The sequence below is a fragment of the Azospira sp. I09 genome, assembly GCF_009177135.1.
Classification (GTDB): domain Bacteria; phylum Pseudomonadota; class Gammaproteobacteria; order Burkholderiales; family Rhodocyclaceae; genus Azospira; species Azospira oryzae.
On sequence record NZ_AP021844.1, the window covers coordinates 2636278 to 2661382 of the forward strand.

At 66.2% G+C, this 25105-nt stretch carries 20 protein-coding genes; 11 read left to right on the forward strand and 9 right to left on the reverse strand.

Translation table 11 applies throughout. The features are described from left to right. Positions 1–4: 4 nt before the first annotated feature. Positions 5–1384 carry a cytochrome c oxidase accessory protein CcoG gene (gene ccoG / locus AZSP09_RS12315; protein ID WP_152090205.1) on the reverse strand — a complete coding sequence of 460 codons (1380 nt, stop codon included), beginning with the start codon at positions 1382–1384 and terminating at the stop codon, positions 5–7. A gap of 322 nt (positions 1385–1706) precedes the next feature. Between ccoG and AZSP09_RS12320 the strand changes: the two genes are divergently transcribed. From AZSP09_RS12320 to nosZ, 5 genes are all read left to right on the forward strand, one after another. After that, on the forward strand, positions 1707–2342 hold the full coding sequence (locus AZSP09_RS12320) for a cytochrome c oxidase subunit 3 family protein (RefSeq protein ID WP_014235985.1): 636 nt from the start codon (positions 1707–1709) through the stop codon (positions 2340–2342). Positions 2343–2356: 14 nt separating this feature from the next. Then, positions 2357–2665 (forward strand): hypothetical protein, encoded by a 309-nt coding sequence (locus AZSP09_RS12325; RefSeq protein ID WP_014235986.1) that lies wholly within the window; start codon positions 2357–2359, stop codon positions 2663–2665. A gap of 157 nt (positions 2666–2822) precedes the next feature. Further along, a complete protein-coding gene (locus AZSP09_RS12330) occupies positions 2823–3140 on the forward strand; it encodes a helix-turn-helix domain-containing protein (protein WP_232058793.1) in 318 nt (105 codons plus the stop codon). Between the two features lie 21 nt (positions 3141–3161). Continuing rightward, on the forward strand, positions 3162–3869 hold the full coding sequence (locus tag AZSP09_RS12335; RefSeq protein ID WP_152090207.1) for a Crp/Fnr family transcriptional regulator: 708 nt from the start codon (positions 3162–3164) through the stop codon (positions 3867–3869). A 189-nt stretch (positions 3870–4058) separates the two neighbouring features. After that, a complete protein-coding gene (nosZ, locus tag AZSP09_RS12340; protein WP_152090208.1) occupies positions 4059–6356 on the forward strand; it encodes a Sec-dependent nitrous-oxide reductase in 2298 nt (765 codons plus the stop codon). Positions 6357–6572: 216 nt separating this feature from the next. On the opposite strand, the gene AZSP09_RS12345 is transcribed toward nosZ, so the two are convergent. The 5 genes from AZSP09_RS12345 to gatC all read right to left on the reverse strand — a co-directional run bounded on the left by AZSP09_RS12345 (position 6573) and on the right by gatC (position 12059). After that, positions 6573–7991, reverse strand: coding sequence for an aminotransferase-like domain-containing protein (locus AZSP09_RS12345; protein ID WP_043798743.1), 1419 nt, complete (start codon positions 7989–7991; stop codon positions 6573–6575). 128 nt (positions 7992–8119) lie between these two features. Then, positions 8120–9667: an Asp-tRNA(Asn)/Glu-tRNA(Gln) amidotransferase subunit GatB gene (gatB, locus tag AZSP09_RS12350; protein WP_152090209.1), complete on the reverse strand. Its 1548-nt coding sequence runs from the start codon at positions 9665–9667 to the stop codon at positions 8120–8122. 28 nt (positions 9668–9695) lie between these two features. Continuing rightward, a complete protein-coding gene (locus AZSP09_RS12355) occupies positions 9696–10232 on the reverse strand; it encodes a hypothetical protein (RefSeq protein ID WP_014235992.1) in 537 nt (178 codons plus the stop codon). Between the two features lie 5 nt (positions 10233–10237). Continuing rightward, positions 10238–11707 (reverse strand): Asp-tRNA(Asn)/Glu-tRNA(Gln) amidotransferase subunit GatA, encoded by a 1470-nt coding sequence (gene gatA, locus AZSP09_RS12360; RefSeq protein ID WP_152090210.1) that lies wholly within the window; start codon positions 11705–11707, stop codon positions 10238–10240. Positions 11708–11771: 64 nt separating this feature from the next. Further along, complete coding sequence (gene gatC, locus AZSP09_RS12365) at positions 11772–12059, reverse strand: Asp-tRNA(Asn)/Glu-tRNA(Gln) amidotransferase subunit GatC (RefSeq protein WP_014235994.1); 288 nt, start codon at positions 12057–12059, stop codon at positions 11772–11774. Between the two features lie 127 nt (positions 12060–12186). On the opposite strand from gatC, the gene AZSP09_RS12370 reads away from it, so the two are divergent. The 6 genes from AZSP09_RS12370 to AZSP09_RS12395 all read left to right on the forward strand — a co-directional run bounded on the left by AZSP09_RS12370 (position 12187) and on the right by AZSP09_RS12395 (position 18880). Continuing rightward, positions 12187–13230: a rod shape-determining protein gene (locus tag AZSP09_RS12370; RefSeq protein WP_014235995.1), complete on the forward strand. Its 1044-nt coding sequence runs from the start codon at positions 12187–12189 to the stop codon at positions 13228–13230. 156 nt (positions 13231–13386) lie between these two features. Further along, the gene (gene mreC, locus AZSP09_RS12375) at positions 13387–14325 is read left to right on the forward strand and encodes a rod shape-determining protein MreC (protein ID WP_014235996.1); all 939 of its coding nucleotides are present in this window, start codon (positions 13387–13389) and stop codon (positions 14323–14325) included. Between the two features lie 3 nt (positions 14326–14328). Continuing rightward, complete coding sequence (gene mreD / locus AZSP09_RS12380; protein WP_014235997.1) at positions 14329–14850, forward strand: rod shape-determining protein MreD; 522 nt, start codon at positions 14329–14331, stop codon at positions 14848–14850. Between the two features lie 10 nt (positions 14851–14860). Then, the gene (gene mrdA, locus AZSP09_RS12385) at positions 14861–16762 is read left to right on the forward strand and encodes a penicillin-binding protein 2 (protein WP_014235998.1); all 1902 of its coding nucleotides are present in this window, start codon (positions 14861–14863) and stop codon (positions 16760–16762) included. Beyond that, positions 16749–17849 carry a rod shape-determining protein RodA gene (gene rodA, locus AZSP09_RS12390; protein WP_014235999.1) on the forward strand — a complete coding sequence of 367 codons (1101 nt, stop codon included), beginning with the start codon at positions 16749–16751 and terminating at the stop codon, positions 17847–17849. Before mrdA ends, rodA begins: the two co-directional genes overlap by 14 nt. After that, positions 17846–18880 carry a septal ring lytic transglycosylase RlpA family protein gene (locus tag AZSP09_RS12395; protein WP_152090211.1) on the forward strand — a complete coding sequence of 345 codons (1035 nt, stop codon included), beginning with the start codon at positions 17846–17848 and terminating at the stop codon, positions 18878–18880. Before rodA ends, AZSP09_RS12395 begins: the two co-directional genes overlap by 4 nt. Here the strand turns inward: AZSP09_RS12395 and AZSP09_RS12400 are convergent, their stop codons facing one another. The 3 genes from AZSP09_RS12400 to AZSP09_RS12410 all read right to left on the reverse strand — a co-directional run bounded on the left by AZSP09_RS12400 (position 18881) and on the right by AZSP09_RS12410 (position 25056). Next, positions 18881–21505: a bifunctional diguanylate cyclase/phosphodiesterase gene (locus AZSP09_RS12400; RefSeq protein ID WP_152090212.1), complete on the reverse strand. Its 2625-nt coding sequence runs from the start codon at positions 21503–21505 to the stop codon at positions 18881–18883. Positions 21506–21588: 83 nt separating this feature from the next. Continuing rightward, positions 21589–21927 carry a P-II family nitrogen regulator gene (locus AZSP09_RS12405; RefSeq protein ID WP_014236002.1) on the reverse strand — a complete coding sequence of 113 codons (339 nt, stop codon included), beginning with the start codon at positions 21925–21927 and terminating at the stop codon, positions 21589–21591. Between the two features lie 18 nt (positions 21928–21945). After that, the gene (locus AZSP09_RS12410) at positions 21946–25056 is read right to left on the reverse strand and encodes an efflux RND transporter permease subunit (RefSeq protein ID WP_014236003.1); all 3111 of its coding nucleotides are present in this window, start codon (positions 25054–25056) and stop codon (positions 21946–21948) included. Positions 25057–25105 lie beyond the last annotated feature (49 nt).

Genomic DNA, 25105 nt, shown 5'->3' on the forward strand with positions numbered 1-25105 from the left:
ACCCTCAGGGCAGGACGAAGGTGCTGCGCTCCTCCCGCCGGGTACGCGGATCGTCCATGGCGACAATGTGGAAGCGGATGGGCTGGATGCCTTGCCGCTCCGCCGGCCCCGGGACGGCCACGGTGACATGGACCGGGGCCGTGGCGCCGGCGGGGGCGGCGAAGCGCTGCGCTCCCTGGATCCGGATGCCCGGCAGGCCTTCCGCCCGCACTTCGAATTCCCGCTCCTGCTCCGCCAGGTTCATCAGCTTCAGGGTGTAGGCGTTCTCGAAGTCGCCCTCCGCCGTTTCCCGCACCAGGGAGCCCCGGTCCCGCAGCACGTCCACCAGCAGCAGGGAGCGCTCGGACAGGGTCCAGGCGCCGAGCAGGGTGAAGCAGCCCAGCACCGTGGCGTAGACCGCCAGGCGGGGCCGCTTCCAGTGGCGCGAACTCTGCCGGCCGCTGGCCAGTTCGGTTTCCGAGGCGAAGCGGATCAGGCCCCGGGGGCTGCCCACCTTGTCCATCACCGTATCGCAGGCGTCGATGCACAGGCCGCAGTTGATGCACTGGTATTGCAGACCGTCCCGGATGTCGATGCCGGTAGGACAGACCTGGACGCAGATGCCGCAGTCGATGCAGTCGCCCTGGCCGCTCTGCCGCCTGGCGCCGCGGGGTTCGCCCCGGGCCGCGTCATAGGCCACGTTGCGGGTTTCCGGATCGAACATGACACCCTGGAAGCGGGAGTAGGGGCACATGTGCTGGCACACCATCTCCCGGGTGAAGCCGGCCTGCACATAGGTGAACAGGGTGTAGAAGATCAGCCAGAAGGCTTCCCAGGGGCCCAGGGTGAAGGCGGCCAGGTGGGGCAGCAGCTGCCGGATGGGGGTGAAGTAGCCGACGAAGGTGATGCCGGTCCACAGGGCGATGGCCAGCCACAGGCCGTGCTTGGCGCCCTTGCGCAGCAGCTTGTCAGCGTCCAGGGGCCGCTCGGCCAGCTTCAGGCGGGCCAGGTGGTCCCCTTCCACCTTGGCCTCCACCCACATGAAGATGCTGGTGTACACCGTCTGGGGACAGGCGAAGCCGCAGAAGAGGCGGCCGGCCACGGCGGTGACGAGGAACAGGCCGGTGGCCGAGAGGATCAGCACCAGGGCCAGCAGCAGGGCATCCTGGGGCCACAGCACCAGGCCGAAGAGGTACAGCTTCTCGTGCACGATGTCGAACAGCAGGGCCTGGCGGCCATCCCACTCCAGCCAGCAGGCGCCGTAGAAGACGATCTGGGTGGCCCACACCATGAGCCAGCGCAGACTGTTGAAGCGGCCGCTGACGGCCCGGGGGTGGATCTGGCGCTTGTTGCGGTACAGGGCGATGCGGGCGCTCTGTACCTTGTTGACGGTCTTGTGGCTCATGCTCGGTCTTTCGCTGGCAATGGGAATAGGGGGATTTCCGTTGCTGCGAGTAGAACACCGGCCAGGATTCGTATACAGATTCAGTAAGTCGTGTTTTCGATAGGAACAGATTGCCGGCCGACCTTCATCCAGGGCACTCCCAGACCTGCACATGGCCTTGATTCCCATCAAATTATTGCCCCGATCCGAAGTGCCAGACTGGGAGTCCCGGCTGTTCCCATGGAAAAGCTCACCGGCTGTACCCGCTGCCGGGCGGCGGGACGGGGAACAATGGGGCCCATGTCCGGACAGTCCGGACCGTGGGGTCATGAGGAGAAGCAGGATGGAGGCGGTCATCAAGCCGGAAATCGACATCGGCGGCCTGGGGCAGTCCGGGCCGGGGCATAGCCTTGCCCAGGGCAGGGGCTGGATTCCCGGCAACAAGGGCATCTGGGTCGGCATCACCTGCGAATTCGTCGAATTCGCCCTGATGTTCGCCGTCTATTTCATCGCCCGGGCCCATTACCCCGAGGCCTTTGCCAACGGTTCGGAACTGCTCAACAAGACGGCGGGCACCACCATCACCGTGCTCATGGTCACCAGCAGCTTCTTCGTCGCCTGCGCCGTGGCGGCCCTGCGCGCCGGCCGGCCCCGGCGGCAGGCGGTGCTGTGGCTGGTGGCGGCCCTGGTGGTGGCCCTCGGCTACCCGGTGGTGAAGGTCTACGAGATTACCGGCAACCTGGCCCAGGGCATCGACGGCAGCGCCGGCATTTTCTACACGGTCTATTACTACCTGACCTTCAACCATCTGGTGCACGCCTCCTGGGGCATCCTGGGCATGCTCTGGGTGCTGGTGCGGCTGGTCCTGGGCGGTTATTCCCGGGAGGACCACAGCGGCCTGGAGGCCCTGGCCAGCTACTGGCACGCCACGGACATCATCTGGCTGATCCTCTATCCCCTGTTCTACGTCCTGGCCTGAAGGAGACCGACGCCATGCATCCGTCCTCCCCGTCTTCCCTGCTGCCGCCCGGCGCACCGGTTCTGCCCTGGCTGGCCCTGGTGGTCCTGACCTTCCTCAGCCTGTTCCTGGGGGAATGGTTCCACGGGGCGGCCTGGCTACCCCTGCTGGTGGCCGCCATCCTGTGGGGCAAGGGCACCCTGGTGGCCCGCCATTTCATCGAATCCCACCGGGCCCACCCCTTCATCGCCTGGCTGTTGCGGGCCTTCATCCTGCTGACACCCCTGCTGCTGTTGCTCACCGCCTTTTTCGGCCGGCCGGTGGCCCGCTTCTTCTCCCTGTAATCGCGTACTCCCACCAGCCCCGGTCCGCCTGTCCCAGGCACCGGGGCTTTTTTGTCGTCCGGGGCAACTGTTCCTAGCGAATTAGCGAAGTTCTGACGCTGTTATTGCCGGCAGGGGAATGGTCTACTCGGCTCCCATACAGTTCTTGGAGCCGGTGATGAAAGTCGTTGCCCTGTTGGTTCAGCCCAGCGGTGTGGAGTGGGATATGGCGGACATGGCGGAAATGGCAGCCCGCCTGCCAGGCCTGATTCCCCTGGAGTCCGTTGTCCCGGGGGAAGTGCCGGATGCCTTGTCCCTCAGCTGGGCCCCATTGCCGGCCGCCGCTCCGGGGGCCCCGGGCAAGAGCCTGAGGGAGTTGGAGCGGGAATTCCTGGAGCGGGTCCTGGCGGAATACAAGGGCAACAAGAGCGCGGCGGCCAAGTCCCTGAAGATGCATCGCCGCACCCTGCAGCGCAAACTGGCCCGCGGCTCCTAGTCGCGAATTGGAGGCGAGCCGATGCGCAACCTGCTGCCAGGTCTGATTGCCAATACGGAGCAGGGACTGGCCGACCGTCATGTCTGCCTGCGGCGCTACGGTCCCGGCCGCCTGGTACTGGACGGCTACGACCGGCCGGGCCTGTTCTACATCCAGCATGGCCGCATGGAACTGTTGATCACCACGGCGGACGGCAACGAGCGCTGCATGCGCATCCTCGCCGAATCCGACCTGTTCGGCCTGGAATGCCTCCATGCCGGGGCCACGGTGCCGGGCTACCAGGTGCGGGCTGTCACCTATTCCTCCGTGGTCCACGTGGATGTGGAACTGCTGGACCTGTGGCTGGCCACCGTGCCCGAGTTCCGGCACCGGCTGGCGGCCCGCATCGCCGCCGACATCGCCCGCCTGGAACAGGAGCGGGAAAAGACCGTGGCCTTCTCCGTGGCCGAGCGGCTGGTCTGCTACCTGCGTTGCGGCGAGACCTGCGCCCATTTGTCGCCGGCACCGCCGGAGCCGGCGGGCCCCCTGCCCATGGCCATCCTGGCGCGGCGCATCGGCTGCAGCCCGGCCTATCTTTCCCGGGCCGTGCGCAAGCTGGCCCAGCAGGGCGTGGTGCAGCGGGTCAATCACCTGCCCCGCATCGACCGCATGGAAAACTTCTCGCCCTGTCCCTGCAGCGTCGTGCCGGAAGGCGGCGAGCTGCGCCATGCCCTGCGCCGCTTGGCTTGAGGTGCCCCGCGGCCGGCTACGGTTTTGATATCGGTGCCGATCTGTAGCTATCGGAAATCCGGTGTTCTGCCCCCGTTCCCCGGAGAGTCCCGGTGGTTTACTGACGCGGCAGTCATGGCAGCCCGTTTGCTGCCGTGGCGTCCGCCTCCGTCAGGGAGGCGGGTCCATATTTCAAAAGGGGAGCGTTCAATGAAACCTCAAAAACCCATTGCGGCCTTTCTCGCCGCAGCCCTGGGCATCGGCGCCCTGTGGGCCGGCTCGGCCGCCGGGGCCGAGTCCTTGCAGGACGTGATGAAGCGCCGCAACCTGTCCCAGCAGGACCTGCTGGCGGCGGCCAAGACCTATGTGCCGACGGGCAAGCGCGACGAGTTCGTCGCCTTCTCCTCCGGCGGCCAGTCCGGCCAGGTGATCGTGTATGGCATTCCCTCCATGCGCATCCTCAAGTACATCGGCGTGTTCACCCCCGAGCCCTGGCAGGGCTACGGCTACGACGAGGAATCCAAGGCGGTGCTGGCCCAGGGCAGGATCGACGGCCGCGACATCACCTGGGGCGACACCCACCACCCGGCCATGTCCGAGACCCAGGGCAAGTACGACGGCCAGTTCCTCTTCATCAACGACAAGGCCAATCCGCGCCTGGCGGTGATCGACCTGCGGGACTTCGAGACCAAGCAGATCGTCGCCAATCCCATCTTCCGCTCCGAGCACGGCGGCGCCTTCGTCACTCCCAATACCGAGTACATCATCGAGGCGGCCCAGTACGCGGCACCCCTGGACAACAAGAAGTTCGTGCCCCTGGAAGAGTTCAACGAGAAGTACCGGGGCGGCGTCACCTACTGGAAGTTCGACCGCAAGGAAGGCCGCATCCAGACCAAGGACTCCTTCTCCGTCGAACTGCCGCCCTACAGCCAGGATTTGTCCGACGCCGGCAAGGGCCCCTCCGACGGCTGGTCCTTCACCAACTCTTTCTGCTCCGAGCGCTATGTGGGCGGCATCGAGAAGGGCCGTCCGCCCTATGAAGCCGGCTGTTCCGCCAAGGACACCGACTACATGCACGTGGTGAACTGGAAGAAGGCCGCCGAACTGGTGGCCAAGGGCATGGCCAAGAAGATCAACGGCCACAACGTGCTCTCCATCGAGACGGCGGTGAAGGAAGGCATCCTCTTCCTCATTCCCGAACCCAAGTCGCCCCACGGCGTCATGGTCTCGCCGGATGGAAAATTCATCACCGTTTCCGGCAAGCTGGACACCCACGTCATCGTCTATTCCTGGGAGAAGATCCAGGCCGCCATCAAGGCCGGCAACTTCGAGGCCAAGGACGCCTACGGCATCCCGGTGCTGGGCATGAAGGAGACCCTGCACAAGACCGTGCAGGTGGGCCTGGGCCCGTTGCATACCCAGTACGACTCCAAGTCGTGCGTCGCCTATACCTCCCTCTATGTGGACAGCCAGATCGCCAAGTGGGACTACTGCGAGGGCCGGGTGCTGGACAAGATCGCGGTGCATTACAACGTGGGTCACCTGATGACCATGGAAGGCGACTCCATGGACCCCAAGGGCCGCTACCTGGTGGCCATGAACAAGCTCTCCATCGACCGCTTCACCCCGGTGGGCCCCCTGCACCCGCAGAACCACCAGCTGATCGACATCAGCAACGACAAGATGCAGCTGCTGTACGACATGCCCATCCCCCTGGGCGAGCCCCACTACGTCGTTGCCATCGATGCCGCCAAGCTGAAGCCCGGCGTCCGCTACAAGGTGGGCACCAACAGCCGCACCGATGCGCCGAGTGCCGGTGCCGTGCGGGCCGGTGAAGAGAAGACGGTGAGAAAGGGCAACAAGATCGAGGTCTTCGGCACCCTGATCCGCTCCCACATCACCCCGGAAACCATCGAGGCCGAGGTGGGCGACGAAGTCACCATCCACCTGACCAACCTGGAACGGGCCCAGGACGAGACCCACGGCTTCACCGTCTCCACCTACAACGTCCACGCTTCCGTCGAGCCGGGCAAGACCGTCACGGTGAAACTGAAGGCCGACAGGGAAGGCGTCTATCCCTACTACTGCACCGAGTTCTGCTCCGCGCTGCACCTGGAAATGCAGGGCTACCTCCTGGTCAAGCCGAAGGGCTGGAAGGCGACCAAGACCGCCGGTGCCGAGAAGGCGATCTACAGCGAAGACGACTACAAGAAGCAGCTGAAGAAGGTGGCCGATACCCAGGCCGTCATCGATCAGGTGGTCGGCTACATCACCTCCGTGAATTACAAGGATTTCCCGGACGTGGTGAACATGATGGACGACGCCGTCGATCAGCTGAACAAGATCAAGGACGCCAAGGCCAAGCATGAAGACGCTGCCAAGAAGAAGGACTGGAACCAGGCCACCCTGTGGGCCGAGCAAGTCTGGCAGTACCAGGTGAAGGCAGCCGACCTCGGCCTGCGCGCCAAGACCTATCTGGAACAGAACGGCGCCCGCAAAGGCAAGTAGGCAGCGCCCGCCAAAGAGTTACACGGCAGCAGCACTGCGGGGAACGGCCTTCGGGTCGTTCCCCATTTTTTTGAGGTGGGGCAGCGGCGGCTGCCCGTGCCGTCGCGACGGACGTCCCGTCACGGACCCAGCAAGCGTTCTTTATGAGGATTCGGCGGGAGGGGAAAATCGGGAGGGGGAAAAAGTGCGGCGGGGCCGCGCCCCGCTTCAGTGCCCTTAGCGGGGCAGTAGGCTGTCGATGATCTGGCCGAGGACGGCGATGGCCTTTTCCGTCGCCGGCGTCCATGGGTGGCCGTAGTTGAGGCGCAGGCAGTGGCCGTATTCCCGCTTGGCGGAGAAGATGGGGCCGGGGGCGATGCTGATGCCCTGGTCCAGGGCCAGCCGGTGCAGCGCCAGGGTGTCCACGCCCGGGGGCAACTCCACCCAGAGGAAGTAGCCGCCGCTGGGCCGGGCCAGCCGGGTGCCGGCGGGGAAATGCCGCTCCACGGCACCGACCATGGCGATCTCCTGCAGGGAGAAGGTGCGGCGCAGGCGGCGCAGGTGGTTGTCGTAGCCGCCGTGCTTGAGGTATTCGGCCAGGGCGATCTGCACCGGCACCGTGGTGGCCAGGCTGGTGGTCAGCTTGAGGCGCTGGATCTTCTGGGTGAAGCGTCCGCCGGCCACCCAGCCGATGCGGTAACCCGGTGCCAGGGACTTGGAGAAGGAGGAGACGTGCAGCACCAGGCCGTGCCGGTCCTCGGCCTTGGCGTGGGCCGGCGCCTGGTCACCGAAGTACAGTTCGGCGTAGACGTCGTCCTCGATCAGGGGCACCTGGTAGCGGGCCAGCAGGGCCACCAGCTCGGCCTTGCGGGCGTCGCTGAGGCTGCCGGTGATGGGGTTGGAGAAGTTCAGCATGCACAGGCAGGCCTTGATCGGATGCTGCCGCAGGGCATCCTCCAGGGCTGCCAGGCTGATGCCTTCCCGGGGGTGGGTGGGGATTTCGATGACCTTCAGGCCGAGGCGCTCGATGGCCTGGAGATTGGCGTAGAAGGTGGGGGATTCGATGGCCACCAGGTCCCCGGGCCGGGTCACGGCCTGCAGGCAGAGGTTGAGGCCTTCCATGGCGCCGGAGGTGACGACGATTTCCTGGGGCGAGACGTTGGCGCCCCGGGAAAGGTAGCGCAGGGCGATCTGGCGGCGCAGTTCCTCGTTACCCGGCGGCAGGTCGGTGACTGTGGCCCGCGGGTCCAGGTGGCGGGCGGCGGCGGCGAGGCAGCGGCCCAGCTTGTCCAGGGGGTACAGCTCCGGGCTGGCGAAGCTGGAGCCGAAGGGCACCACCGCCGGATTCTTGACGCTTTCCAGAATCTCGAAAATGAAGTCGCTGACATCGAGGGCGGTGGATTGGCCCTGGGGCCGGGTCATTTCCGGCTCGGGCAGGGCCTGGCCCAGCCGGGCCCGGACGAAGTAGCCGGACTTGGGCCGTGCCTCGATCAGCCCCCGGCCTTCGAGCAGGTAGTAGGCCTGCAACACCGTCACCGGACTGACGTCGTGGATGCGGCAGGCCTGGCGCACCGAGGGCAGCCGGTCGCCGGCCCGCAGCAGGCCGTCGCTGATCAGCTTTTCCGTTTGCAGGGCGAGGGTCTGGTAGCGGCTCATGGCAGCCATGGTAATGAAGCGCCCCCCGTTCCGGAAAGAGGTGAATCAAATCCGGGAAAAAGCGGGGCCGGCAAAGAAAAAGGGCAGCTGCTGCTGCCCTTTTCGGGAGTCTGGCCAAGGCTTGGCAATCAGCCGCCCAACTTGGCCTTGAGCAGGTCGTTCACCTGCTGGGGATTGGCCTTGCCCTTGGCCGCCTTCATCACCTGGCCCACCAGGGCGTTGAAGGCCTTTTCCTTGCCGGCCTTGTACTCGGCCACGTTGGCGGCGTTGGCGGCCAGCACCTCGTCCACCAGCTTCTCGATGGCGCCCGTGTCGGTGATCTGTTTCAGGCCCTGATTCTCGATCACTTCGTCGGCGCTGGCGCCGTCGCCGTTCCACAGGGCCTCGAATACCTTCTTGGCGATGTTGTTGGAGATGGTGTTGTCGGCGATGCGGGCGATGAGGCCGGCCAGCTGGGCGGCACTCACCGGGGAGGCGGCGATGTCCTTGTCCTCCTTGTTGAGGCGGGCGGAGAGTTCGCCCATGATCCAATTCGCACAATTTGCTTGCACTTTAAAACGAGCAATATCGATATGAACAGGCAAGTCCGACTTCCGCTCATCAGTTGGAATAGCGGAGGCAATAACTTTTGTCATGTCGACAGTATTTAGGCAGTTAGCGACCGTAGCTTCATAGTATGCAGAAATTTCTACCGATCCAGTAAGCACCGTGGCTGCATAAGGGGAAAGACCATAGTCACTAATAAAGCGCTGGCGCTTGGCTTCGGGCAGCTCCGGCAGGGTGGCCTTGGTGCGCTCCACCCACTCCCGGGAGATGACCAGGGGCAGCAGGTCGGGATCGGGGAAGTAGCGGTAGTCGTGGGCGTCTTCCTTGGTGCGCATGACCCGGGTCTCGCCGGAATCCGGGTCGAACAGCACGGTGGCCTGCTGGATCTTGCCGCCGTCTTCCAGGGTGTCGATCTGCCACTGGATTTCGTAGTCGATGGCCTGCTGCAGGAAGCGGAAGGAGTTGAGGTTCTTGATTTCGCGACGGGTGCCCAGGGGCTCGCCGGGGCGGCGCACGGAGACGTTGGCGTCGCAGCGGAAGGAGCCTTCCTGCATGTTGCCGTCGCAGATGCCGATCCAGCGCACCAGGGCGTGCAGGGCCTTGGCGTAGGCCACGGCCTCGGCGGAGGAGCACATGTCGGGCTCGGTGACGATCTCCAGCAGGGGGGTGCCGGCCCGGTTGAGGTCGATGCCGGACTTGCCGTGGAAGTCCTCGTGCAGGGACTTGCCGGCATCCTCTTCCAGGTGGGCCCGGGTCAGGCGCACCACCTTCTCGTAAGCCTTGTCACCCTGGCCGACCTGGATGCGCACACCGCCGCCCACCACCACCGGCAGCTCGAACTGGCTGATCTGGTAGCCCTTGGGCAGGTCCGGGTAGAAGTAGTTCTTGCGGGCGAAGACGGACTTTGCCGCCACCTCGGCGCCGATGGAGAGGCCGAACTTGATGGCGCATTCCACGGCGCCCCGGTTCAGCACCGGCAGCACGCCGGGCAGGGCCAGGTCCACGGCGCTGGCCTGGACGTTGGGCTGGGCGCCGAAGGCGGTGGAGGAGCCGGAGAAAATCTTGGATTGGGTGGAGAGCTGTGCGTGGGTCTCGATGCCGATGACCACTTCCCAGTTGCGTGCGCTCATGTCGTTCTCGAAAGCAAAAATTCAAGCGTTAAAAACAGCTGCGGCGTTCCAGCTGGATGGGCCACAGGTAATCCACGGCCTCACCGCTGCATTGGGCCTGGCAGCCGTTGAAAGCCACCGTCACTTTCTTGTCCTGCTCCCACATGCGCACCGAGCAGCCGTCGGCGGCGGCCAGGCGCACCTGGGGCAGGGTTTCCACCTGGCGGAAGTCCTTCAGGGCGAACTGGCAGGAGCCCTTCTTCGGCACATCCACCTTGGCGGTGAAGCGTTTCACTTCGGCTTCCTTCACCTGCAGCTGGATGTTGCCCCGGTAGCCGGTGGGATCGCGGAAGGCGCAGTTGCCGGCGACGTTGAGGGGCCGGGTGGGGATGGGCTTCAGGTTGCGGCCGTTGAGGTGCTTCAGGGGCCGGCTGAAATCGTACTTGTCCGCCGGCGGCGGTTCGCTGGCCACGTTGTCCGGCAGAGGTTCGGCAGGGGGGGGCGGCGTGGCGCATCCGGCAAGGATCGTGGCGATGATGCCGCCAAGAACCAGTACCCATGCGCCGCGGCGACCAGGCAGCCCCATCCGCCTTACTCCAGGCCGGCGGGCGCGCGCCCGTGCCAGTCGGTGACCTGCTGGTAGCGGTGGGCGACGTTGAGCAGGCGGGCTTCGTCGAAGTAGTTGCCGATCAGCTGCAGACCCACCGGCAGGCCCTCGGCAAAGCCGCAGGGCAGGGACATGCCGGGCAGGCCGGCCAGGTTCACGGCGATGGTGTAGATGTCGGAAAGGTACATCTGCACCGGGTCGCCGGCCTTGTCGCCGAGCTTGAAGGCGGTGGAGGGGCTGGTGGGCCCCAGGATCACGTCGCACTGCTTGAAGGCGGCGACGAAATCCTCGGCAATGAGCCGGCGGATGCGCTGGGCCTGCAGGTAGTAGGCGTCGTAGTAGCCGTGGGAGAGCACGTAGGTGCCGATCAGGATGCGGCGCTTCACCTCGGCGCCGAAGCCCTGGGCCCGGCTCTTGGCGTACATGTCGTCCAGGCTGTCGTACTCCGGGGCGCGGTAGCCGTAGCGCACGCCATCGAAGCGGGAGAGGTTGGAGCTGGCCTCGGCCGGGGCGATGACGTAGTAGGCCGGCACCGACAGCTTCATGTTGGGCAGGCTCACTTCCACCATCTCGGCACCGAGGGTCTTGTACTGCTCGATGGCGGCCTGGATGGCGGCCATCACGGCGGCGTCGCAGCCTTCGCCGAAGAACTCCTTGGGCAGGCCGATCTTGAGGCCGGCCAGGGGCTTGGCGGCAGCCGGGGCGTTCAGTTTCCGGGTGTAGTCCTCCACCGGGCGTTCCAGGCTGGTGGAATCCTTGGGGTCGAAGCCGGCCATGGCGTTGAGCAGCAGGCCGCAATCCTCGGCGGAGCGGGCCATGGGGCCGGCCTGGTCGAGGGAGGAGGCGAAGGCGATCATGCCCCAGCGGGAAACCACGCCGTAGGTGGGCTTCAGGCCGGTGAGGTTGCACAGGGCGGCGGGCTGGCGGATGGAGCCGCCGGTGTCGGTGCCGGTGGCGGCCGGCGCCAGACGGGCCGCCACGGCGGCGGCGGAACCGCCGGAGGAGCCGCCGGGCACCCGGCTCTGGTCCCAGGGGTTCTTCACCGGGCCGAAGAAGGAGGTTTCGTTGGAGGAGCCCATGGCGAACTCGTCCATATTGGTCTTGCCCAGATTCACGGCGCCGGCGGCGTCGAATTTCTGGATCACCGTGGCGTCGTAGGGGCTGACGAAGTTGGCCAGCATCTTGGAGCCGCAGGTGGTGAGCCAGCCCTCGGCGCAGAAGATGTCCTTCTGGGCCAGGGGGATGCCGGTCAGGGGGCCGGCGTCGCCAGCGGCGAGGCGGGCGTCGGCCGCCTTGGCCTGGGCCAGGGAGCGCTCCGGCTGGGTGGAGACGTAGGCGTTGATGGCCGGGTTGAGCCGGTTGATGCGGTCCAGATACAGCTGGGTCAGCTCGACGCTGGAGATCTTCTTGCCGGCCAGGGCCTGGGCGAGTTCTTTAAGGCTGGAATTGAGCATGGTCGGTAGGGAGCGAGTCGGGGGCAGGGGAGGGCGCGAAGCAAGGGCGCGGCAGCGCTCCCGCCTATTCGATGACCTTGGGCACCAGGTAGAGCCCGGCTTCGGTTTCCGGCGCCACGGCCTGGAAGGCGGCGCGGCGGTCGCTTTCGCTGACCACGTCGTCCCGCAGGCGCTGGGCCAGGTCCTGGGCGTGGGCCATGGGCTCGACCCCCTGGGTGTTCACGGCCTGCATTTCCTCGATCAGGGAGAAAATGCCGTTGAGGTGCTCGAGGGTGGTCTGGACTTCCGCTTCGGAGGTTTCGATGCGGGCAAGATGGGCGATGCGCCGGACCTGATCGGGAGTAAGGGACATGGGCTGGCTGGGGGTGAAAGCCGGCGAAGCGCCGGGTGATTAAATTCTAGGCAAAAACTTATGCTGCAAAGCGATATAAGGTATCATAAATCCCCTTCTCCCCGCTGTTTTACGGATTCAATACCCCATGTTCGGCTTTCTCCGCAGCTACTTCTCCAACGACCTGGCCATCGACCTGGGCACCGCCAACACGCTGATCTACGTGCGCGGTCAGGGCATCGTTCTCGACGAACCCTCCGTGGTCGCCATCCGCCTCGAAGGCGGACCCAACGCCAAGAAAACCATTCAGGCAGTCGGCAAGGAAGCCAAGCAGATGCTCGGCAAGACCCCCGGCTCCATCACCGCCATCCGCCCCATGAAGGACGGCGTGATCGCGGACTTCACCGTGACCGAGCAGATGCTCAAGCAGTTCATCAAGAAGGTCCACGATTCCCGCATGTTCTCCCCCTCGCCGCGCATCATCATCTGCGTGCCCTGCGGCTCCACCCAGGTGGAACGTCGCGCCATCCGCGAATCCGCCATCGGCGCCGGCGCCTCCCAGGTGTACCTGATCGAGGAACCCATGGCCGCGGCCATCGGTGCCGGCCTGCCCGTGGCCGACGCCACCGGCTCCATGGTGGTGGACATCGGCGGCGGCACCACCGAAGTGGGCGTCATCTCCCTGGGCGGCATGGTCTATGCCGGTTCCGTGCGGGTGGGCGGCGACAAGTTCGACGAAGCCATCATCAACTACATCCGCCGCAACTACGGCATGCTGATCGGCGAGACCACCGCCGAGAACATCAAGAAGGAAATCGGCTCCGCCTTCCCCGGTTCCGAAGTGAAGGAAATGGAAGTGAAGGGCCGCAACCTGGCCGAGGGCATTCCCCGCAGCTTCACCATTTCCTCCAACGAAATCCTGGAAGCCCTGACCGATCCCCTGAACCAGATCGTCTCCGCCGTGAAGAGCGCCCTGGAACAGACCCCGCCCGAACTGGGCGCGGACATCGCCGAGAAGGGCATGGTCCTGACCGGCGGCGGCGCCCTGCTGCGGGACCTGGACCGTCTGCTGATGGAAGAGACCGGCCTGCCCGTGATCGTTGCCGAAGACCCCCTGACCTGCGTGGTGCGCGGCTCCGGCATGGCGCTGGAAAAGATGGACAAGCTCGGCAGCATCTTCGCCTCCGAGTAAGGCCGCACCGGGTGAGGATGAGCATGGAACGGGAACGCCAGCCGATCCCCGACACCCCGCTCTCCTCCCTTCCCACCACCGCCCCGGCCAGTGCCGGGGCTTGGTTTTTTCCGCAGCCTTCGCGGCGCGGTCATGTAACCCCCCGGAAAGTCTGACGTGGCCGGCATCGACCACTCTCCACCGCCATTCTTCAAGCGCGGCCCGGCTCCCCTGGCCCTGCTCTCCCTCTATCTGGGCCTCTCCATCTCCCTGATGGTGCTGGACCACAAGTTCCATTACCTGGAATGGGTGCGCCAGGGCGTGGCGGTGTTCACCACTCCCCTGCAGATGCTGGCCCATGCGCCCTCCAAGGGCTTCTCCCAGGTGGACGAGTATTTCGCCAGCCTGATCTCCCTGCAGAAGGAAAACGACCAGCTCAAGCATACCCAACTGGAGGCGGCCACCATCCTGCAGCGGCACCAGCACCTGGAGGCGGAGAACCGCCACCTGCGCGAGCTGCTGGGGGTCAAGGAGCGCCTGCCCACCGGCGGCCAACTGGCCCAGATACTCTATGCCGCCCGGGACCCCTTCTCCCGCCGCGTCATCGTGGACAAGGGCATGCAGGACAACGTGCTGGCCGGCCAGCCGGTGGTGGACCACCTGGGCGTCATCGGCCAGGTGACCCGGGTCTATCCCCTGCTTTCCGAAATCACCCTGATCACCGACAAGGACCAGGCCGTGCCCGTGCAGGTGGTGCGCAGCGGCCTGCGCTCCGTCGTCTTCGGCCTCGGCAACGGCCAGCTGGAGCTGCGCTACATGCCGGCCAACGCCGACGTGCAGAACGGCGACGTGCTGGTGACCTCGGGCCTGGACGGCATCTTCCCCGCCGGCTTCCCGGTGGCCAAGGTGGTGCACATGGAGCGGGACACTACCTACTCCTTCGCCCGCATCATCTGCGTCCCGGTGGCCGGGGTCGAGCATTTCGGCGAAGTGATGATCCTCAACCCGCGGGAGGCCCTGCCGCCCCGGCCGGCCGAGGCCTCTGCCACCCCGGCCGAAGGTGACAAGCCTGCCTCCTCCAAGGTGCGCCGCATCAAGCGCAGCGTCGGGAACTAAGCCATGCAGCCGACCTTTACCTCCTCCCGCATCCTGCTGCCGGTCCGGCCCTGGTTCATCACCCTGACCCTGGTGCTGGCCCTGCTGCTCAATCTGATGCCCACCGCCCACTGGCCCGGGGTGCCCGACTGGGTGGCCCTGGTGTTGTGCTTCTGGAGCGTGCGCGAATTCCGCAAGGTGAGCATGGGCTGGTCCTTCATCCTGGGCCTGGCCATGGACGTGGCGGACGGCAGCCTCATGGGCCAGCACGCCCTGGCCTACGTGCTGATGAGCTACATCGCCTCCAGCCTGTCCCGCCGCATCCTGTGGTTTCCCCTGCTGCAGCAGGCGCTGCAGGTCTTTCCCCTGTTGTTCATGGTGCAGGTCCTGCAGCTTGCCGCCCGCATGGCCACCGGCGCTGCCTTCCCCGGCTTCGGCTACCTGATCGGCCCCCTGGTGGCGGCCCTGCTCTGGGTTCCCGCCACCTACGTCCTGCTCCTGCCCCAGTACCAGCCCGTGGAGCGGGACGAGAACCGCCCCATCTAAGCAGCAGGCCATGCGCTATACCGACCTCAGCAGTTCGGACCGGGAACAGGAGCAGTTCCGCTTCCGCCTCGGCTTCGCCGCCGGCATGGTGCTGCTGTGCTTCGTCATCCTCTTCGCCCGTTTCTTCTGGCTGCAGGTGGTGAAGCACGACTACTACTCCACCCGGGCCGAAGAGAACCGCATTTCCCTGGTGCCCATCATCCCCAACCGGGGCCTGATCGTGGACCGCAACGGGGTGGTGATGGCCCGCAACTATTCCGCCTTCACCCTGGAAATCACCCCCTCCCGCCTGCAGGAAGACCTGGAGACGGTGATCGAGCAGATCGGCACCCTGATCCCTATCACGCCCAAGGACAGGAAGCGCTTCAAGAAACTGATGGAGGAGTCGAAGAACTTCGAGTCCATCCCCATCCGCACCCGCCTTTCCGACGACGAGGTGGCCCGCTTTGCCGCCAACCGTTACCGTTTCCCCGGCGTCGAGGTGAAGGCCCGGCTGTTCCGCCAGTATCCCCTGGGGGACGTGGCTTCCCATGCTCTGGGCTACATGGGCCGGATCAACGACAAGGATCTGGAGACCATCGACAACGCCGAGCAGACGCCCAACTACAAGGGCACCGAGCACATCGGCAAGGCCGGCCTGGAGCAGAACTACGAGTTCCAGCTGCATGGCGAGACGGGCTACGAGGAAGTGGAAGTGGATGCGGGTGGCCGGGCGGTGCGGGTGCTGTCGCGCACGGCGCCGGTGTCCGGCAACAACCTGTCCTTGACCCTGGACTCCAAGCTGCAGGAGATCACCGAGCAGGCCTTCGGCAGCCGCCGCGGTGCCCTGGTGGCCATCGAACCGTCCACCGGCGGCATCCTGGCCCTGGTCTCCAAGCCCACCTACGACCCCAACCTGTTCGTGGACGGCATCCGCGGCGACGACTGGGACGGCCTCAACACCGACCCGGACAAGCCCCTGCTCAACCGGGCCATCTACTCGGCCTATCCGCCCGGTTCCACCTTCAAGCCCTTCATGGCCCTGGCGGCCCTGGTCCAGGGCAAGCGCACCCCCTCCCAGGCCATCGCCGATCCGGGCTATTTCAACTTCGGCGGCCACCAGTTCCGGGACGACAAGAAGGGCGGCCACGGCATGGTGGACATGTACAAGTCCATCGTCGAATCCTGCGACACCTACTACTACATCCTGGCCAACGACATGGGCATCGACAACATCGCCGCCTTCATGGGCCAGCTGGGCCTGGGCCAGCGCACCGGGGTGGACATCCAGGGCGAGAGCGAGGGTGTGCTGCCCTCCCAGGCCTGGAAGAAGCGCCGCTTCAAGAAGCCGGAGCACCAGAAGTGGTATGCCGGCGAAACCATCTCCATCGGCATCGGCCAGGGCTACAACGCCTACACGCCGATCCAGCTGGCCCAGGCGGTGGCCACCATCGCCAACGACGGGGTCATGTACCGGCCCCATCTGGTGAAGTACATCACCAACAGCCGCAGCGGCGAGAAGACCATGGTGGAGCCCCAGCCCATCCGCGACCTCAAGCTCAAGCCGGAACACCTGGCGGTGATCAAGAACGCCATGGTCGGGGTGAACAAGGCCGGTACCGGGGCCCGGGCCTTCGCCGGCGCCGGCTACGAATCCGCCGGCAAGACCGGTACCGCCCAGGTGTTCAGCCTGAAGGGCGAGAAGTACGTGGAGGGCGCCACCAAGCACCACCTGCGGGACCACTCCCTGTTCATCGCCTACGCCCCGGCGGAGCAGCCCAAGATCGCCCTGGCGGTGATCGTGGAGAACGGCGGTTTCGGCGCCGCCGCTGCCGCCCCCATCGCGCGCATGGTGCTGGACTACTACATCCTCGGCAAGGTGCCCAAGGGCCCGGCCAACGAGGACGAGGAGGGCGACGATGGAGGCCATTAGGCGCTACTGGTACAAGGCCATCGAGCACCTGGACGGCCCCCTGCTGACCATTGCCCTGGTGATCCTGGGCATCGGCACCGCCACCGTCTATTCCGCCACCTACATCGGCCTGAGCCGCATGGGGCCCCAGGCGGTGAACCTGCTGATCGCCTTTTCCGTGATGTGGATGGTGGCCCAGGTGCCGCCCCAGAAGCTGCTGCGCTTCGCCGTGCCCCTCTACGTGCTGGGGGTGATCCTGCTGCTGGCGGTGTGGCTGTTCGGCATCAAGGTGAACGGGGCCCGGCGCTGGCTGCATGTCGGCGTCACCCGCATCCAGCCCTCCGAGATCATGAAGATCGCCATGCCCCTGATGCTGGCCTGGTACTTCCACAAACACGAGGCTGCCCTGCGCTGGCGCCATTACGCCACGGCCTCCATGCTGCTGCTGGTGCCGGTGGCCTTCATCATCAAGCAGCCGGACCTGGGCACCGCCATCCTGGTGCTGGCCGCCGGCTTCTACGTCATCTTCTTCGCCGGCCTGTCGTGGAAGGTCATCGTCGGCCTCATCGCCGCCGGCGCCGCCGCTGCGCCCTTCGCCTGGACCATGCTGCACGACTACCAGCGCAAGCGCATCCTGACCCTCATCGACCCCACCTCCGATCCTTTGGGCACGGGCTACCACATCATCCAGTCCACCATCGCCATCGGCTCCGGCGGCATCATCGGCAAGGGCTGGCTCAACGGTACCCAGACCCACCTGGAGTTCATCCCGGAAAAGCACACCGACTTCATTTTCGCGGTCTTCTCCGAGGAATGGGGCCTGATCGGCAACCTGGTACTGCTGCTCCTCTACCTGCTGCTCATCGGCCGCTGCATGATGATTGCCGCCAACGCCCCGACCCTGTCGTCGCGTCTCCTGGCCGGCGCCATCTCCCTCAATTTCTTCACCTACGCCTTCGTCAACATGGGCATGGTGAGCGGCATCCTGCCGGTGGTGGGGGTGCCCCTGCCCTTCGTCAGCTACGGCGGCACGGCCCTGGTGACCCTGTTCCTCGGCCTCGGTATCCTGATGAGCATCCACACCCATCGCATGCTGGTGAAGAAATGAAGCGTTCCCTCCTGCCGGGCCTGTGCGGCGCCTTCCTGCTGACCCTGCTGGCGGCCTGTGGCGGCCCGGCGCCGCGCATTGAGCGGGCGCCGGAGGCCGGTGCCCGGCCGCCGGCCAAGAGCGGCATGAAGCCCAATCCCCTGGCCCGCCGGGGCGGCGGCTTCTACAAGGACGACGGCCTGCCCGAGGAAATTCCCGAGAACATCGACGACATTCCCGATGCCGAACCCCGCTGGGAGCCCCTGCACCGCTTCGCCAACAGGCCCTACGTGGTGCTGGGCAAGGAATACGTGCCCATGACCCGGCTCCAGCCCTACAAGGTGCGCGGCATCGGCAGCTGGTATGGCAAGAAATTCCACGGCCAGAAGACCTCCATCGGCGAGCCCTACGACATGTTCGCCATGACCGCGGCCCACCCGACCCTGGCCATTCCCTCCTACGCCCGGGTCACCAACGTGGCCACCGGCAAGTCGGTCATCGTGCGCATCACCGACCGTGGGCCCTTCCATGCCGACCGGGTGATCGACCTCTCCTTCACCGCCGCCTACCGCCTCGGCTACGTGGCCAACGGCAGCACCGCGGTGGAAGTGGAATCCATCGTCCTCGAACCCGGCGCCACCTATGCCGCTGCGCCGGCCCTGGAAGTGGCCGCCATCAAGCGCCAGACGGCACGCCAGGAAGCCCGCCCGGCGCTGGTGAGGGAGGAGAGGGACCCCATCGCCGAAATGGCCATGGCGGCCCAGGCCCAGGACGAGCCTGTCGCCGCACCGGCACCCGCCCCGACTACCGTCGCCGGCGTCGGCAACGTCTTCCTGCAGCTTGGCGCCTTCTCCAGCCAGGACAATGCGGAAAGCCTGAAGGCCAAGCTGGCCCGGGAACTGGACTGGCTCACCGACGCCATCCAGATCCAGAGCAAGGGCGGCATGCACCGCATTCACGTGGGCCCCTACCGGGACCGCATGGAGGCGGACAAGGTGGCCGAGCGCATCCGCCTGGCCCTGGGCTTCAAGCCCACCTTCGTCACCCGCTGATCAGGCGTTGCGCCTGGCCAGGTAGGCGGCGAACTCGTCCGCCGGCATGGGGCGGCCGAAGTGGAAGCCCTGGGCCTCGTCACAGCCGTGGCGGTGCAGGATCTCCAGCTGCTCCGCGGTTTCCACCCCCTCGGCGATGACCCGCAGGCGCAGGCTGTGGCCCATGCTGATGATGGCCACGGCGATGGCCTGGTCGTCCGCATCGGCAACGATGTCGCGGACAAAACTCTGGTCGATCTTCAGCTTGTCGATGGGAAAACGCTTCAGGTAGGAGAGGCTGGAATAGCCCGTGCCGAAGTCGTCGATGGACAGCATTACCCCCATTTCGTCCAGGCGGCGCAGGCAGCGCACCGTGGCTTCCGCATCCTCCATCACCGTGCGTTCCGTCAGTTCCAGCTCCAGGTAGCGCGATTCCAGGCCGGTGCGGCGCAGCAGCTCGGCCACGCTCTCGTGCAGCTCGCTCTGGCGCAGCTGCACCGCCGAGAGGTTCACCGCCACGGGGATGGCCGGCAGGCCGGCCTCCTGCCAGGCCCGGTTCTGACGGCAGGCCTCGTACAGCACCCAGTCGCCGATGGCGCCGATGAGACCCGAATCCTCGGCCACGGGAATGAAACGGGCCGGCGGTACCATGCCCAGCTCCGGGTGCAGCCAGCGCACCAGGGCCTCGGCGCCGATGACCCGGCCGCTGCCCATGTCCACCTGGGGCTGGTAGTGCAGCACGAATTCCTGCCGCTCCACCGCCTGGCGCAGGGCGTTCTCCAGCACCAGGCGCTCGAAGGCCAGCACGTTCATTTCGGCGGTGAAGAACTGGTAGGCGTTGCGCCCCGATTCCTTGGCCTGGTACATGGCCGTGTCGGCGTTCTTCAGCAGGCTCTGGAAGTCCCGGGCGTCGTGGGGAAAGAGGCTGATGCCGATGGAGGGGGTGACGGTGAGCTGGTGGCCGTCGATGACGAAGGGCTGGCCCACCCGGTCGATGATCTTGCGCGCCACCTGGGAGGCCCCGTCCAGCTGGGCGTCGGCCAGCACCACCACGAATTCGTCGCCGCCCAGGCGCGACACCGTGTCCGAATCCCGCACGCAGCCCTTGAGGCGCTGGGCCACGGACTGCAGCAGGCGGTCGCCGGTGAAGTGGCCGAGGGAATCGTTCACCGTCTTGAAATTGTCCAGGTCGATGAAGAGCAGGGCTAGGGTCTCCTGTTCCCGCTCGGCGGCGGCCAGGCACTGGCTGACCCGGTCGTGCAGCAGGGTGCGGTTGGGCAGGCCGGTGAGTTCGTCGAAATAGGCCAGCTGGTGGATGCGGTCTTCCTGCCGGCGCTTTTCCGTGATGTCCTCCTTCACCGCGACGAAATGGGTGATGCGCTGGTTGTCGTCGGTGATGGGGGAGATGGTGGCGTGTTCCCAGTACAGCTCGCCGTTGCGCCGCCGGTTGTGGAACACCCCTTCCCATTGGCCGCCGCTGGCGATGGTGGACCACAGCTCCTGGTACACCTCCAGGGGCGTCTCGCCGGACTTGAGCACGCTGGGCTTGAGGCCCACCGCCTCCTCGGCGCTGTAGCCGGTGGTGCGGGTGAACTTGGGATTGACGTACTCGATGACGCCGTTGGTGTCGGTGATGACGATGGTGGCCGGGCTCTGCTCCACCGCCCGGGAGAGCTGGCGCAGTTGCAGTTCGGCGCGCTTGCGCTCGGTGGCGTCCTCGACGATGGCGATGCCCCCCAGCAGCTGGCCGCACTGGTCCAGCACCGGCGCCGCCACCAGGGAAACCCACAGCTGGCGGCCGCTGAGGCTGGCGCGGTATTCGCCCTCGAAGCGCCCGGTGCGGCCCTCCAGCACTGCCGCCAGGGCCGGCAGGGGGCGCTGGTCCTGCAGCTTGGCCATGTCCAGGTCCTGCAGCCGCTCCAGGGGGACGCCGATGATGTTGGCGAACTGCTGGTTGCTGTAGGTGATGTGCAGCTCGGTGTCGTAATGGATGATGCCGGTAGGACAGAACTCCAGCAGGCGCAGGTAGCGCTCCTCCAGGGAGTGCAACTGGGCCTGGCTCTGGCGCAGGGCCGCGTGCTCCAGGGCCAGGCTCACCAGGTTGGCCAGGGCCACGCCCAGCAGGCGCTGTTCCTCGTTCCAGGGCCTGGCCGGCCCCGCCTGCTCGTGGCAGAGAACGCCGGCCAGGCGCCCCTGCTGGCGCACCGGGTAGTCGAGCAGGGCGCCGATGCCATGGGGCGTCAGGTAGGCGTCGTTGAGGTCCCGGGTGGCCGGGTGGTGCAGGGCGTCGTCGGCGACGATGGGCTCGCCGCTTTCCAGGGCGGCGAAGTAGGCCGGGCAGTCGGCCTCCTGCAGGCGCTGGCCGCTGCTGTGGCAGCCGCCGGCCCGTTCAAAGAGATCGGCGCAGCGGATGGTGCGCTGGCTGTCGTCGAACAGCCAGATGCCGACCCGGTCCACGCCGAGCAGCCGGGCGGCGGTTTCGGTGAGGTAGGGGTAAATCTCCTCCAGCCCGGCCTGGGCCAGAAACTCGGCCCGGCTCAGGCGCTCCAGCCAGGCAGCCCGGGACGGTGCACCTGGCCGGGGGCCGGCGGCGCACTGCTCTGTCTCGGGAAAAGCTGGCCAGGGGGGATGGGGGGGAAACGGCATCGGCGACTACCTCCATCGCCCCATGATGCCTGCCGCATCGTGAAATCTGCCTTGCGCTGGATCAAATCAGCCCGGTGCCGGGTTCAGATGGAATCCTTGCCCGGCATGGTCTTGAAGATGAAGGCGGCCCGGTCCACCGGCGTCACCCACACCAGGCCGTCGCCGATCTGGCCGGTCTGGGAGACGGCGATAATGCGGTCCACGATCACCGTGGCCAGGTCGTCGTCGGCGATGATCTCGATGCGCACCTTGGGGGTGTAGTCGGTCAGCTCTTCCTTGATGTTGTGCGGCACGTGGCGGGAGGGCGCGCTGCAGCCCTCCGCCTTGCTCACCGTCATGCCGGGAAAGCCCGGGATGTCCCGCAGGGCCTCGCGCAGGGCGGGCAGCTTGTTGGGGCGCACTACGGCCTTGATTTCCTTCATCGGTGCGTCTCCTTACAGTTAGGCTTCCACCGGCTCTTCGTCGAACCAGCGGTAGAGGGTGGGCAACACCACCAGGGTCAGCAGGGTGCAGGTGATGAGGCCGCCGATGACCACGATGGCCAGGGGGCGCTGCACTTCGGAACCGGGGCCGGTGGCGAAGAGGAAGGGAATGAGGCCGAGCATGGCCACCGTCGCCGTCATCATCACCGGGCGGAAGCGCAGGATGGCGCCCTTGGTCACCGCTTCGTCAAGGCTGGCGCCTTCCTGGCGCAGGCTGCGGATATAGGATACCAGCACCACCCCGTTGAGCACGGCGATGCCCCACAGGGCGATGAAGCCCACCGAGGCCGGCACCGAGAGGTACTCGCCGGTCACCGCCAGGCCGATGATGCCGCCGATGGAGGCGAAGGGCAGCACCAGGATGATGAGGCTGGCCATGCGCAGCGAATTGAAGAGCAGGAACAGCAGGAAGAAGATGGCGCCGATGGTGATGGGGATGATGATGGTGAGGTGCCCCAGGGCCCGCTCCATGTTCTGGAACTGGCCGCCCCACTCCAGGTAGTAGCCTTCCGGCAGCTTGATCTTCTCCGCTACTTTCTGCTGCAGTTCGGCGACGAAGCTGCCCAGGTCCCGGTCCTTCACGTTCACGCCGACCACGATGCGGCGCTTGGCCGTCTCCCGGCTGATCTGGGCCGGACCGTCGGCCAGGCGGATCTCCGCCAGGGCTTCCAGGGGCACCTGGGCGCCGCCGGGGGCGCTGACCAGGATGTGGCGGATGGCTTCCACGTCGTTGCGGAATTCCTTGGGCAGGCGCACGGTGGCGGAGAAGCGGCGTTCGCCCTCATAGACGTCGGTGGCCACCTTGCCGCCGATGGCGGTCTCGATCACGTCGTGCACGTCGGCGGCGTTGAGGCCGAGACGGGCGATGGCCTGGCGGTCGATCTCGATGATCAGGTATTGCTGGCCGGAGATGCGCTCCACCCGCATGTCCTGGGCGCCCTGGATGGACTGGGCCACCTTGGCGATTTCCTCGGCCTTCTTCTTCAGGGTGTCCAGATCGTCGCCGAAAACCTTGACGGCGATGTCGGAACGGACCCCGGTGACCATTTCATCCACCCGGTCGGAGATGGGCTGGGCCATGACGATCTGTACCCCGGGTAGGGCCTTCAGCTTGTCGCGCATGGCCTCGGCGATGTCGTCCTGGTTCCAGCCGGAGGGCCATTCGCTGCGCGGCTTGAGGCTGACGATGGGGGTGGATTCGTTGGGGCCCTGGGGGTCGGCCGGCGATTCGCCGCGGCCGACGCCGGAGACGGCGGACTTGACCCCCGGCACTTCCATCACCAGCTTCATGGCCTGCATTTCCATCTTGATGGATTCATCCAGGGAAATGTTGGGCACCCGGTTGATGCCCGGCACCACGGAGCCTTCCTTCATCTCCGGGATGAAGGCGGTGCCAAGGAAGGGCAGGATGGCCAGGGTGGCGACGAAGACGCCGACGCACAGGGTCACCGTCTTCCTGCCGTTGGCCAGGGACCAGTTGAGCATCTTCAGGTAGGGCTTCTTCATGGCGGCGATGGCCCGGGTGTCGTGGTCGCCCTGGCCCGGCGGCACCTTCAAGAGGTAGGAGCAGAGCACCGGCGACAGGGTCAGGGACAGCACAAGGGAGACGGCCAGGGCGATGGCGATGGTGTAGGCGAGGGGGGCGAACATCTTGCCCTCCATGCCCTGCAGGGTCATCAGGGGCAGGAACACCAGGATGATGATGCCGACGCCGAAGATCACCGGCGTCGCCACTTCCTTGACCGCGTTGAAGATGATGCGGATACGCGATTCCCCCGTTTCCGCCTTGCGCCCCAGGTAGGCGAAGGCGTTCTCCACCACCACCACCGAGCCGTCCACCATGAGGCCGATGGCGATGGCCAGGCCCCCCAGGGACATCAGGTTGGCCGAGAGGTTGATCTGGTTCATGGCCATGAAGGTGAGCAGGGGCGTCAGCACCAGGGTGGCGACGACGATGATGGAGGAGCGCAGGTCGCCGAGGAACAGCAGTAGCACCACCACCACCAGAAAGACACCTTCGATCAGCACCTTGGTCACGGTCCACAGGGCCGCGTCCACCAGCTCGGAGCGGTCGTAGTAGGGCACGATCTTGAGGCCGCCGGGCAGCATGTCCTTGTCGTTGATCTCCTTCACCCGCTCCTGGATGCGGCCGACGATCTGCTTGGCGTTGCCGCCGGCCAGCATCATCACCACGCCGCCCACGGATTCGGTGACGCCGTTCTTCACCAGGGCGCCCTCGCGCACCGCGTGGCCCAGGTCCACCGTGGCCACGTCGCGGATGTACACCGGCACCCCGTCCCTCTCCTTCAGCACGATGGAGCGGATGTCGTCCAGGTCCCGCACCAGGCCCACGCCGCGGATCAGGTACTGCTCGGCGTAGTGGGGTAGCACGCCGCCGCCGGAGTTGGCGTTGTTGCGGCCCACGGCCTGGTACACGTCGGCCACGGTGAGCTTGAAGTGGCGCAGCTTGTCCGGGTTCACCAGCACCTGGTACTGCTTGACGAAGCCGCCCTGGGAGTTGATTTCGGCGACGCCGGAAATGGAGCGCAGCAGGGGCCGCACCACCCAGTCCTGGGCGACGCGGCGCTGGGTCAGCTCCTCCGGGGTCAGGGCCCGCTCACCGTCGTCGGGCCGCTCCAGGGTGTACTGGTAGATCTCGCCGAGGCCGGTGGAGACGGGCCCGAGCACCGGGGTGATGCCCTCGGGCAGGCGCGAACCCACTTCCAGCAGGCGTTCCATGACCAGCTGGCGGGCGAAATAGACGTTGGTGCTGTCGGTGAACACCAGGGTGATGAGGGAGAGGCCCGGCTTGTTCAGGGAGCGCATCTCCGTCAGGCCGGGCAGGCCGGTCATGGCGATTTCCAGGGGCACCGTGGCGAAGCGCTCCACCTCCTCCGGCGAGCGGCCGGGGGCCTCGGTGGCGATCTGCACCTGGATGTTGGTGACGTCGGGGAAGGCATCCACCGACAGCTTGCGCGCGGCGTTGAGGCCGAACACCAGCAGGGCGACGGCGATGACGACGACGATCAGGCGTTGTTTGAGGGCGGCGCGAATCAGGGATTCGATCATGACATTCCTTCGATGCCCGGAAAGGCAATCAGCAAGCCACTCTCCAGCA